Annotated in this window: 10 protein-coding genes; 7 read left to right on the top strand and 3 right to left on the bottom strand. The window is 62.3% G+C overall.

The window, feature by feature from the left end:
* Positions 1-238 precede the first annotated feature (238 nt).
* A complete protein-coding gene (locus tag MU846_RS13350) occupies positions 239-1,030 on the bottom strand; it encodes an aldo/keto reductase (RefSeq protein ID WP_246953549.1) in 792 nt (263 codons plus the stop codon).
* Positions 1,023-2,237, bottom strand: a complete 1,215-nt coding sequence (locus tag MU846_RS13345; protein WP_246953548.1) for an FAD-dependent oxidoreductase — start codon at positions 2,235-2,237, stop codon at positions 1,023-1,025. Before MU846_RS13345 ends, MU846_RS13350 begins: the two co-directional genes overlap by 8 nt.
* A gap of 114 nt (positions 2,238-2,351) precedes the next feature.
* On the opposite strand from MU846_RS13345, the gene waaA reads away from it, so the two are divergent.
* On the top strand, positions 2,352-3,635 hold the full coding sequence (gene waaA, locus MU846_RS13340) for a lipid IV(A) 3-deoxy-D-manno-octulosonic acid transferase (protein ID WP_246953546.1): 1,284 nt from the start codon (positions 2,352-2,354) through the stop codon (positions 3,633-3,635).
* A 164-nt stretch (positions 3,636-3,799) separates the two neighbouring features.
* Here the strand turns inward: waaA and MU846_RS13335 are convergent, their stop codons facing one another.
* Positions 3,800-5,185, bottom strand: coding sequence for a TolC family outer membrane protein (locus MU846_RS13335; RefSeq protein WP_246953544.1), 1,386 nt, complete (start codon positions 5,183-5,185; stop codon positions 3,800-3,802).
* Positions 5,186-5,517: 332 nt separating this feature from the next.
* On the opposite strand from MU846_RS13335, the gene thiC reads away from it, so the two are divergent.
* The 6 genes from thiC (at position 5,518) to parE (ending at position 12,203) form a co-directional block, all read left to right on the top strand.
* Positions 5,518-7,407 carry a phosphomethylpyrimidine synthase ThiC gene (thiC, locus tag MU846_RS13330; protein WP_371739004.1) on the top strand — a complete coding sequence of 630 codons (1,890 nt, stop codon included), beginning with the start codon at positions 5,518-5,520 and terminating at the stop codon, positions 7,405-7,407.
* Entirely contained in the window at positions 7,404-8,045 is a 642-nt protein-coding gene (locus MU846_RS13325; protein WP_246953542.1) for an NUDIX domain-containing protein, read from the top strand. Before thiC ends, MU846_RS13325 begins: the two co-directional genes overlap by 4 nt.
* Before the next feature lie 6 nt (positions 8,046-8,051).
* Positions 8,052-8,579, top strand: a complete 528-nt coding sequence (locus MU846_RS13320; RefSeq protein ID WP_442780657.1) for a DUF1249 domain-containing protein — start codon at positions 8,052-8,054, stop codon at positions 8,577-8,579.
* 273 nt (positions 8,580-8,852) lie between these two features.
* The gene (gene cpdA, locus MU846_RS13315; protein WP_246953556.1) at positions 8,853-9,656 is read left to right on the top strand and encodes a 3',5'-cyclic-AMP phosphodiesterase; all 804 of its coding nucleotides are present in this window, start codon (positions 8,853-8,855) and stop codon (positions 9,654-9,656) included.
* Between the two features lie 63 nt (positions 9,657-9,719).
* Complete coding sequence (locus MU846_RS13310; RefSeq protein ID WP_246953540.1) at positions 9,720-10,307, top strand: YqiA/YcfP family alpha/beta fold hydrolase; 588 nt, start codon at positions 9,720-9,722, stop codon at positions 10,305-10,307.
* A gap of 9 nt (positions 10,308-10,316) precedes the next feature.
* Complete coding sequence (gene parE / locus MU846_RS13305; RefSeq protein ID WP_246953538.1) at positions 10,317-12,203, top strand: DNA topoisomerase IV subunit B; 1,887 nt, start codon at positions 10,317-10,319, stop codon at positions 12,201-12,203.
* Positions 12,204-12,217: the final 14 nt, after the last annotated feature.

Below are 12,217 nucleotides of genomic sequence, written 5' to 3'. Positions count from 1 at the left end.
TGCAACATGTAGCTGGTATCGTGGCAGCTGCATGTTCGTCGCCCCCTCTCCCCCAACCCCTCTCCCACAAGGGGAGAGGGGAGTAAAAAACTGATTCGCTTACCCTTCGGGCCAGCCTGCGGCTGTTCTGCGCTTCGCTTGTCCCACGAGGGGAGAGGGTAGCAAGAAAAGCTTGGTGTTTTGAACAACCCATTGGTGCTTTCACGGCCATCGGAAGTGACCCACTGACTTCGTTGCCTCAGCGCCCGCCAAGGGCGTGCCTGGCCTTGCTGGCGTTTTCGCGCAGGTGAACGGGGTTGATGGTGCCGGCGATCACGCTGGTGACGCCAGGCGTGCCGAAGATGTGATTCAGGCTCGCCTGTATCGGGTCTTCAAGGGTCGGGTCGAGATGGCCGCTGGCGAAGGCTTTCTTCACCAGAATGCCCTTGTTATGAGCGGCGGCATATTCAATCACTGGCAACTCGTCGTCGTAGCCCAGCTGGTAGGTCACCATGGCCACATCGGCGCGCTCAAGGGTCGCCAGCCCACCCTCCACTGTTTTGGTCGACATGCCAATGGCGCGAATCAGCCCTTTGCGTTTCAGCTCGGCCAGCGCCTCAAGCGTGCCGGCCTGTTCGATGATGGCCATATCGTTGCCATCGGAATGCACCAGCACTATGTCCAGATAATCGGTGCGTAATCGGGCCAGGCTGCGCTCGATACTGAAGCGCACATGCTCCGGCGAGAAATCGAAATGGCTTTGCCCGTTCTCGAATTCCTCTCCTACCTTGGTGACGATAACCCAATCCTGCCGCTGCGTGAGCAGGCGGCCAAGGCGCTCCTCGCTGACGCCGTAGGCGGGCGCGGTGTCGATCAGATTGATGCGCAGATCGCGGGCTTCATCGAGCAGCCGGCGTGCGGCATGGTCGTCGGGAATAGTGAATCCCTGGGGATATTTCACTCCCTGATCGCGGCCAAGCTTCACGGTGCCCAGGCCAATGGCGCTGACGGTGAGGCCGGTATCGCCCAGTGGGCGAAGAAAATTAGGCATGGTGTGTCTCGAATATCGGGTGCCAGGCAGAGCGGCCCGGCTGGGCGCGTGGCAATGTTTCCGGCAGCGTGGGCTGCGGATGCCGTGGTTGCACTTGATCCAGTAGAGCCAGCACGCGATCACCGAGATCGGGTGTCAGCGTCAATTTGGTGGGCCAGGTGACGAGCAGCCGCTGGCGCATCGCTGCGTAAGCGTTATCGGGTTTGAGCAGTCCGGACTGGCGGGGCTCGGCGCGGTCGACACGCAGCGTGGCAAAATCGGCGGTGCTGAAGTCCAGCCAGGGGAACAGGTCTCTCAATTCTTCGCGAGTGCTGGCGATCAGCTCTGGCTCGGATTGCGCCACACCGCGTTCGGCCAGATCACCGCCGAGATACCACACCAGCGAGCCGTCGCCGAGATCGTGAGTGGTGACGGTCAGACGGGGTTTGTTGCTGGCGCCGATGCAGTGGGCGTAGAGCCGGTGCGGCATACGGTGCCGCACCATCGGCATATGCAACGGGCGGTTCTGCGCTTCGATATCGGTGGCCAGATGTTGCGCGTGCGCTTCGTTCAACAACGCCGCGTTGCCATTGCCCGCTGCCAGAATGGTATAGCGGGGCGCCAGCGATACTTCGGGCAGGTCGATGCGCTCAAGGCCCGTGGGGCTCCAGTGCAGGCGGGTCTGTGCAAGGTCTGCATGCAGGCAGCAGGTCTGAATTGGCGTGGCAAGCGTCTCCACCAGGCTCTCGGTGTCGACGACCAGATCATCCAGCCGATAAACGCTGCCGCGAAACGCTTTGTCGTGGAGTGCTGACGGGTAGGCATCGAATTTCAGTTTCTCGATGCGCCCGCGCAGCATCCGGCTGGCAAAAAAAGTGGTGAAGCGCGATGCCAGTGAGCCGGCCGACCATAGATGTTGTGTCGGGGACAGCACGCGCACGCCGGTCAGATCCAGATCGCCCTTTCCGGCCAGCGAGGCACGCCAGCGATCCGGCATGCCGGCAATGGCTTCCGACTCGCTGGAGAGCGTGCCGCCAAGTGCATATTTCAGGCCGCCGTGAAGAATGCCCTGGCTGAGCAGGGTTTGCCCGCCGCCCAGCGTGCCGGCCTCCAGCACGACGCAGGAAAAGCCGCGCTGGCGTAACAGATTTGCCAGCCAGAGGCCCGCAATGCCACCGCCGAAGATGGCTATGTCCAGCGGAATAATGGCCTCGGAGGCGTCGGTCATAGGGGGCAATCCTTCTTACCAGCGGTGGAGGACGCCGGCCGTGGGGCAGGCGGTATGTCGCGGGCGCTATGTTAGCATAGCGTGCTTTTCGAGACGCCGGAGGCGAGGCACAGGATGCGAATACTTTATAGCGGGTTATGGTATGCGCTGATGCCGGCGTTGTTCCTGCGTTTGTGGTGGCGCGGACGTCGCGCCCCTGCCTATCGTGCGCGCTGGCGGGAGCGGCTGGCATTGGGCCTGCCGCGCCAGCCCGGCCATACCGTCTGGGTGCACGCAGTGTCGGTTGGCGAGACGCTGGCGGCGGCACCGATGATCCGCGAGTTGCTGGCGCGCCATCCTGCTACGCCGCTGGTGGTGACCACCACCACCCCCACCGGCTCGGAGCAGGTGCAAAAGCTGTTTGGCGATCAGGTGCTGCATGTGTATTGCCCGTGGGATACGCCGGATGCTCTGGCGCGTTTTTTTCGCGCTTTCAATCCTGCCCTGGTACTGATTCTTGAAACCGAATTATGGCCGAATCTGGTGGCAGCGGCGGCGGCGCGTCATGTGCCGGTGTGGCTGGTCAATGGCCGCCTCTCCGAGCGCAGCTTCCGTGGTTACCACAGGTTTCGTGCGCTGGTGCGGCCAATGATGCAGCGTTTTGCCGGCCTGATGGTGCAGACCGAGGCAGAAGCCGAGCGGCTACAGCGGCTGGGAGCCCCGGCAGAGCGGATCGATGTGACCGGCAGCGTGAAATTCGATCTGCAACTGGATGACGATATACGAGCCGGCGCGCAGGCGCTGCGTAGCCAGTGGGGCGCCCGCCCGATCTGGATTGCCGCCAGCACCCACCCCGGTGAGGAGGCGCAGGTGTTGGCGGCCCATCGGCAAATCTGTGCCGAGCTGCCTGAAACCTTGCTGATTCTGGTGCCCCGCCATCCCGAGCGTTTTGACGAGATTGCCCGGCAAGTGACGCAGGCCGGCTTCACGTTGGCGCGCCGCAGCAGTGGGCAGCCGGTGGCGGCCGATGTGCAGGTTTATCTGGGCGATACCATGGGTGAGTTGCTGATGTTGTTCGGCACCTGCGATGTGGCATTTGTGGGCGGCTCGCTGGTCACGCTGGGCGGCCATAACCTGCTGGAGCCGGCAGCCTGGGGCAAGCCCGTGTTGAGCGGGCCGAACCGGTTCAATTTTGAGCGCATCGCGGAGCTGCTGGAAGGCAATAATGCGCTGATAACTGTCGATGATGCGAGTGCTCTGGCGGTGGCGGTGTCAGCGTTACTGGCGGATGCCGAGCGGTGCAGTCGCACGGGAGAGGCCGCGCAAGCGGTGGTGGCGGCACACAGTGGTGCGTTGGCGCGGGTGCTGGCAACGCTGGATCAGGTCTGGCCGCAACGGCCAGCCGGGCGGGAGAATTGATCAGAGCGCCCGCAACGCAGAGGCAAGGAAGAGGTAAGAAAGAAGCAGACGAGGTAGAAAACAGCGAGGCAAGGCGAGACAAGACAGCTTCAGGGTAGAGGCGAAGCATGCGCAAGGTGAGGCAACCGTGCTCACCTTGCGGCGCTGCTTGCTTGTTCGGCCTGTTAATCGTCCAGCGGATCACCGGCGCCGGCGACGGCATCCAGTTCCACCAGATCGGCCGGTGACAGCCAGGCGTTCACCTGCATCAGATCATCTTCTGCCAGCACCCCGGACAACGCCTTCAGGCCGAGGCTGTCGAGGATGTATTCGTAGCGGGCATTGGCGTAATCGCGCCGGGCCGCGAACAGGGTGCGCTGTGCGTTGAGCACGTCGACAATATTCCGTGTGCCCACTTCATAACCGGCCTGCGTGGCCTCCAGCGCAGATTCTGCAGAGCGGATGGCCTGAGCACGAGCGCTGATGCGCAGCGCGTTGGCACTGACCAGACGATAGGTGCCCAGCGTCTGCTGGCCCACATCGCGCCAGGCTTGCTGGTATCTGTCCTGGCTGGCTTCATGTTGCAGCGCCGCCTGTTTGCGACGGCTGTTGATGCCGCCACCCTGGAACAACGGCAGGTTCACTTCGATGCCGTAGGCGTTGGTGCGGGTATCAGGCTGGTTCAGCGTGCCGATCGGCCCGCTGGCGTCATTTTTGTAACGCTGATGCTGGGCTACCAGATCCACCGTCGGGCCATGATCCCAGGCACGCTGGCTGGCAAAATGGCGCGCCGTCTCTGCCTGGTACAGCGCGGCCAGCACGGTCGGGTTCTGCTGGCGTGCCATCTCTACCCACTGCTGCGGCTCGGCCGGCTGTGGGCCATCCAGCGGCAGATCTTCCTGCAAGGCCGCCAGGCTTTCCCAGGAGCGGCCTGTCAAAGCCTCCAGGCGGTCGCGGGCGATATCGAAATCCGCTTCGGCAAGGATGCGCTCAACGCGGGTCAGATCGTACACCGCCTCGGCTTCGTGCACGTCCGTCACAGCCACCAGACCGACATCGAAACGTTCACGCGTTTGCTCCAGCTGGCGGCCGATGGCGCGCTCTTCGGCACGGATCGACACCAGATTCTCCCAGCTTTGCAGCACACCGAAATACTGCTGCGCCACACGCAACAGGAAATCCTGGCGGGCCTGCTGGAAATTGGCGGCTGCCAGTGAAGTCGCGGCATCAGCCTGTTTGTAGGCATACCAGGCGCCGGGGCGGAATAGCGGCTGCACTAGCGATACCGTCAATGTTTCCGTCTCGAAATCGGTTTCCCCGCCGGGGCTGGAGGTGAGCTTGATGTCGTTGTCGAGCCAGGCATAACTGGCGTGTACGCTGGGCAACAAGCCGGAGCGGCCCTGCACGAGGGTTTCCTGCTCGGCTTCCCAGGTACGCAGGGCGCCGCTCCATTGCGAATCTGCCTGCCAGGCGGATTCCAGTACATCAGCCAGCGTGGCGGAGTGGGCCGTGCCGGTAACCGCAAGCGCCAGCGCGGCGGCTGCGGCAATGGATAAACCAGTGGTGCGCATGGTAAAGGTTCCCGTTATTCGCGGAGGCGGAAGGCCCAATGGTACCGGCAATCCGTCACCTTTTGTAATACTTCCCGTGCTCAGGTGTCACGGTTTGACAGGCTGTCAGTGCAGGGGTTCTGTCGCCCGGAGCGGGCTGTCGCGAGAGCAGGGTATCAGTTAATACGCCCGCTGTGGTTGGTTGAGGGGCTTTGGCGCGCTGGCGTATAGTGAGCGTTCGATGTTTCGCATTGGTGGGTGAGCCGCCCGCGCACTATCCACCCCGATTCCCCGTATTCGAACCTGCGGCCTGACTCTGCACCAGGCTGCGCCACTCTTGCTGGAGATTTACTGTGCCTTACGATCAGGTCAACGACGCCCCCGCCGATGCCATTCAGGAGGCGTGCCAGCCGATTTCCGGTTCGCGCAAGATCTATGTGACAGGCAGCCGCCCCGATGTGCGTGTGCCCATGCGTGAAATCAGCCAGCACCCCACGCTGCTGGCCGACGGCAGCCAGGAGCCGAACCCGCCGCTGGCGGTGTACGACACCTCTGGCCCCTACACTGATCCGGCGGCAAAAATCGATATTCGCGCAGGTTTGCCGGCCGTGCGTGCGGGCTGGATCAGCGAGCGCGAGGACACCGAGCAACTGCCCGCGCTGAGTTCCGAATACGGCCGTCGCCGCGAGCGTGATGTGGCAACGGCGGGGCTGCGTTTTCCCGGTGCTCGCACACCTTTGAAGGCCCGCGCCGGGCACAATGTGTCGCAAATGCATTATGCGCGCCGCGGCATTATCACGCCGGAGATGGAATTCATTGCCCTGCGCGAAAATCAGAAGCTGGCTGCTGCCCGTGCCGCCGGGTTACCGGTGGAGCAGCATCCGGGGCAGCCCTTTGGTGCCGCCATCCCCGCCGAGATCACGCCAGAGTTTGTGCGTGACGAAGTAGCCCGTGGCCGGGCGGTGATACCGGCCAACATCAACCACCCGGAAATCGAGCCGATGATCATCGGGCGGAATTTCCTCACCAAGATCAACGCCAATATCGGCAACTCGGCCGTTACCTCTTCTATCGAAGAAGAAGTGGCCAAGATGACCTGGGCCACGCGTTGGGGCGGCGATACGGTGATGGATCTCTCCACCGGCGCCAATATTCATGAAACCCGCGAGTGGATTTTGCGCAACTCGCCGGTGCCGATCGGCACGGTGCCGATTTACCAGGCGCTGGAGAAAGTCGGCGGCGTGGCCGAAGACCTGACGTGGGAAATCTTCCGCGACACCCTGATCGAGCAGGCCGAACAAGGTGTGGATTACTTCACCATCCACGCGGGCGTGCTGCTGCGCTATGTGCCGATGACGGCAAAACGGGTGACAGGCATCGTCTCTCGTGGCGGCTCGATCATGGCGAAATGGTGCCTGGCGCATCATCAGGAAAGCTTCCTCTACACCCATTTCGAAGACATCTGCGACATCATGAAGGCATACGACGTGACCTTCAGCCTGGGCGACGGCTTGCGCCCTGGCTGCGTCGCAGATGCCAACGACGAGGCACAATTTGCCGAGCTGCGCACCCTCGGCGAGCTGACCGAGATCGCCTGGAGGCACGATGTGCAGGTGATGATCGAAGGCCCCGGCCATGTGCCGATGCACATGATCAAGGCGAACATGGAAGAGCAATTGAAGTGGTGCCACGAAGCACCGTTCTACACGCTCGGGCCGCTGGTGACGGATATTTCACCGGGGTATGACCACCTCTCGAGTGCCATTGGCGCAGCCATGATCGGCTGGTATGGCACCGCCATGTTGTGCTACGTGACACCCAAAGAACATCTGGGCCTGCCCAATCGCGAGGACGTGAAAGAGGGCATCATCGCCTACAAGATCGCAGCGCATGCCGCCGACTTGGCCAAGGGGCATCCTGGCGCCCAGTTGCGTGACAACGCACTGTCGAAAGCACGTTTTGAATTTCGCTGGGAAGATCAGTTCAACCTCTCGCTGGACCCGGATCGCGCTCGCGCCTACCACGACGAAACAATGCCCAGGCAAGCGCATAAACAGGCGCATTTCTGCTCCATGTGCGGGCCGAAATTCTGCTCCATGAAGATCACCCAGGAAGTGCGCGATTACGCCGCTGCGCAGGAACAGGAGCAAGCGGCAGCCGCGGAAAGCGAAGCGGGCATGCAGCAGAAGGCAGCGGAGTTCCGGGCCACCGGCGCACGGCTTTATCACGAGGTGAAAGCGTGACGACGCAGCCGGGCTTTTCCCGCAAGGATGTGGAAATCATCGAGCGGGAAAGCCCGTACCGGGGCTTTTTTCGCCTGGATCGCCTGCGCCTTCGGCACCGGCTGTTCAACGGCGGCTGGAGCCGTGAGCTGACGCGAGAGCTGTTCGTGCGCACCGAAGCCGTAGCGGTATTGCCGTGGGACCCGGTGCGGGACGAAATCCTGCTGGTGGAGCAGTTTCGCGTCGGGGCGCTGGATTTTCGGCCCTCGCCATGGTGCCTGGAGCTGATTGCAGGCATTCGCGATGTGGCAGGCGAATCGCTGGAGCAACTGGTGCGGCGTGAAGCGCAGGAAGAGGCCGGCATCGCGCTGGGCGAGCTGGTACCACTGCCCAGCTATATGGCCAGCCCCGGCGGCAGCAACGAGCGCCTTCACCTCTTCTTTGCCGAAGCAGACCTCGGCAATGCCGGCGGCGTCCACGGGCACCCGGAGGAGGGCGAGGATATCCGCGTGCAGACGGTGCCGGTGGCACAAGTGCCGGCGCTGATCGAAAGCGGGCAGCTGGATAACGCGCCCTGCCTGATCGCACTGCACTGGCTGATGCTGCATCATCAGCGCTTGCTGCAACGCCACGAGCGCCAGATAGAGCACGGGGGATAGCCAGTTTTGAACGCGAATAAATCTGCAGGACAGCGCCCGCCAGGCGCGGATCGGGGCGATCGGGACGATCTTGCACGGCGCCAGCGCTACCGCGTCGATTTGCGGGAAATGATGGCGCACTGTGAGGCCAATTATGGCCGGTTGATGCGCCTGCTGCGCTGGCTGGGCGAGCGTGACGAAGCGCGGCTGTTGCTGCCTCAGGGTGACGCCGCGCCCGGCAGCCTGACGCTGCGTGTGCTGGAGCGCTGCCGCTACACCACCATGCTGGAGCTGGAGCAGCACAGCCCGCACAGCCTGCTGCCTGGCCCGGCGCTGACTGTACGGATGTACCATGATGCCCGCAGCGCCGAGGTGAGCGGAGCACGGCCCTATCGTCGAACCGTGCCGGCACGGCACGACTACCCCAACGCGGCCATGCACCAGCGCGATGAAAAGGTGCAGTGGAACCGTTTTCTGGCCGAATGGCTGCGCCATCTGCAAGAACATGGCGCGGCGGCGGGCACCCCATGGCGACCGCTGATCTCGGATGCCTGATAAGCATGTCTCACCCTGTGCGTGCGCTGCTAGAAATGTCAGTGGCCTTTGGTTTATAAGGAGGGCCTGACTTCAGAGAGCGCAGTGATGCCGGGAAAGTGCGGCAGTGCGGTTTCCGTCAGCGCGTACACTGGTGTAGCTGTGTGGTTTCGGGGGGAGGCGCACGGCAACGGTGGTTCGGAGGCACAGTCTGCGGGGTGATGTGCACCGCCTGCGGCCGGCCCGCCACGCCAGGTTTGTAGATATCGGGAGGGAGCGGGGATATTGAGCCAGGTGCCGGAAGAAAAGCCCCTGCGAGTGGTGCAGTTGTCGGATTGCCACCTGTTCGAGGATGAAAAGGGGCGCCTGCTCGGGCTGGAAACCCAGTTCAGCCTGGACAAGGTGCTGGAGCTGATCCAGCAAGAACAGCCCCGCATTGATCTGATACTGGCGACGGGCGACTTGTCTCAGGATGCGTCGCAAACCTCGTATGAGCGTTTGCGAGAGTCGCTATCGGTATTGCGCGCCCCGACCTACTGGCTGGAAGGCAATCACGACAAACCCGCGCCCATGCTTGCCGCACTTCAGGCAAAGCGGGAGCATGTCAGCCCCTGCGTAACAGAGTTCGGCGCCTGGACGTTCGTGCTGCTCGATTCCACCATCCCCGGCGAAGTGCCCGGCGAATTGTACGAGGCGGATCTGGCGTTCCTCGACCGCGCCCTGGGCAATGCTCGCACGGAACACGTCATGGTCTGTCTGCATCACCATCCGGTGCCCATGGGGTGTGCCTGGCTGGATGAGCAGGTGGTGGCCAGCGCTGATCGCTTCTTCGCTATCCTGGATCGCCACCCGAAAGTGCGTGCCGTCATCTGGGGGCACGTTCATCAGGAGTACAGCGGCGAGCGGCGCGGGGTGAAGCTGTATGCCGCGCCCTCGACCTGCGTGCAGTTCAAACCTGGCAGCGAGCATTTTGCCGTGGACAGCGCAGCACCCGGTTACCGCTGGTTCAATCTGTACGCGGACGGCACCATCGAAACCGCCGTCTCCCGGGTCGAAGAAGTGGAGTTCGAGGTGGATTTCAGCGTCAAGGGTTATTGAGTGCCCGCTACGGCCTGCCGGATGTCGTGATACCATCGGGCATCTCTGTGAGGGCCAGATATTATGATATCCGATCAGATTTCACTGGTTTATATCCACGGCTTCAACAGTTCGCCGCAATCCCACAAGGCGCAGCAGATGGTGCGCTGGTTTGCCGAGCGGGGAGCGGCGCACCGGCTGTTTGTGCCGGAGCTGCCACCGGAGCCGCGCCGTGCCATGGCAATTCTTGAAGGCACCTTGGCAGGTGCCGGGCCGGTTGCTTTTGTCGGGTCGTCGCTGGGTGGTTTCTACGCCACCTGGCTGGCCGCGCATCATGACGCCCGCGCCGTGCTGATCAATCCGGCGGTGCGCCCCTGGGATCTGCTGCAAGCCCATATCGGCGAGGTGGCCCATTACCATACCGGTGAGCGCTACCAGCTTCAGCCGGAGTGGGTGGAGCAGCTGCGGCATTATGGTGTTGACGATATCGCACGCCCCGAACAGATGCTGGTGTTGCTGCAAACTGGCGACGACACGCTGGACTGGCGCGACGCCTGGGAGTTGTATGCCGACTGCCACCTCTACCGGGGGCTGGGCGGCAGCCACAGCTTTGATGACTTCGATGCCTTCATTCCGTTAGTGTTGCGGTTTTGTGGTATTGAGCTGGACTGAAGGACAGCAATGAGCACCCATTACACAGCTGAGAATATTGAGGTCCTCAGTGGCCTCGACCCGGTGCGCAAGCGCCCGGGCATGTACACCGACACCACCCGCCCCAACCACCTTGCCCAGGAAGTGATCGACAACAGTGTCGATGAAGCACTGGCCGGTTTTGCCCGCAAGGTGCATGTGGTGCTGTACAAGGATGGTTCAGTATCGGTGGAAGATGACGGCCGCGGGATGCCCGTGGACATACATCCGCAGATGCAAATACCGGGTATCGAGGTGATCCTCTCGACGCTGCATTCCGGGGGCAAGTTCTCCAGCAAGAACTATCAGTTCTCCGGTGGCTTGCACGGTGTCGGGGTGTCGGTAGTGAACGCGCTCTCCAGCCAGCTTGAAGTGCGCGTGCGCCGTGACGGCCAGGTTTATCGCATGACATTTGCCGGCGGGCACAAGACCTCCGACCTGGAGGTCATCGATACCTGCGGCAAGCGCAACACAGGTACCCGGATCCGCTTCTGGCCCGACGAAAAGTATTTTGATTCAGCAAAGATTTCCGTGCCGCGCCTGCGTCATCTATTGCGCGCCAAGGCCGTGCTGTGCCCCGGCCTGGAAGTGGTGCTGGAAGATCAGAACAGTGGCGAGACAGAAACCTGGCAATACGCGGATGGCCTGGTGGAGTATCTCGACGACGCTACGCGTGGCTGGGAAAAACTGCCCGAGGCGCCCTTCACCGGAAGCATGAAGGGCGATATCGAAGCCGTCGATTGGGCGGTGCTGTGGATGCCGGAAGGCGGCGAGCTGGTGACCGAGCCGTACGTCAACCTGATCCCCACCCCGCAGGGCGGCACCCACGTCAACGGATTGCGCGCCGGCCTGCTGGATGCCATGCGTGAATACTGCGAATTTCGCAATCTGCTGCCGCGTGGTGTGAAGCTGGCGCCGGAAGATATCTGGGATCGCGCCAGCTACGTCCTCAGCGTCAAGATGCAAGACCCGCAATTTGCCGGGCAAACCAAGGAGCGCCTGAGCTCGCGTGCCACGGCCGCGTTTGTTTCGGGTGTGGTGAAAGATGCTTTCAGCCTCTGGCTGAACCAGCACACGGATGAAGCCGGCCAGCTCGCAGAGCTGTGTATCGGCAATGCCCAGAAGCGGCTGCGCGCCGCAAAAAAAGTGGCTCGCAAGAAGATTACCAGTGGCCCCGCGCTGCCCGGCAAGCTGGCAGATTGTGCGAGCGATGATCCTGCGCAAACGGAAATCTTTCTGGTGGAAGGGGATTCCGCCGGTGGCTCCGCCAAGCAGGCACGCAACCGCGAATTCCAGGCCATCATGCCGCTGCGCGGTAAAATCCTGAATGCCTGGGAAGTGGATTCCGGCGAAGTACTCGCTTCGCAGGAGATTCATGACATTGCCGTGGCGCTGGGCATCGAGCCGGGCGTGGATGATCTCGCCGGCCTGCGTTACGGGAAGGTCTGTATTCTCGCTGATGCCGATTCCGACGGGCTGCACATTGCCACGCTGCTGTGCGCGTTGTTCCTCCGTCATTTCCCCGAGTTGGTGCGGCAAGGGCATGTGTTTGTGGCCATGCCGCCCTTGTTCCGGGTTGATGTAGGCAAGGAGGTTTTTTATGCGCTGGATGATGACGAGCGTCAGGGTATTCTCGACCGCATCAGCGCGGAAAAGAAAAAGGCCAGGCCGCAGGTTACCCGCTTCAAGGGGTTGGGTGAAATGAATCCGCTACAGCTGCGCGAAACTACCATGGCGCCCGAGACACGCCGGCTGGTACAGCTCTCCATCGAGGATGCCGAAGATACTCATCAGCTGATGGACATGCTGCTTTCCAAAAAGCGCGCATCCGATCGCAAGGAATGGCTGGAAACGAAAGGCAATCTGGCCGAGGTTTAAGCGTACAGGTGTCT

It is taken from the genome of Alcanivorax quisquiliarum (assembly GCF_023051175.1).
In the GTDB taxonomy this organism is placed as follows: domain Bacteria; phylum Pseudomonadota; class Gammaproteobacteria; order Pseudomonadales; family Alcanivoracaceae; genus Isoalcanivorax; species Isoalcanivorax quisquiliarum.
The sequence above is the reverse complement of the archived record's forward strand: the minus strand, read 5'-3'. Positions and strand labels throughout refer to the sequence as shown.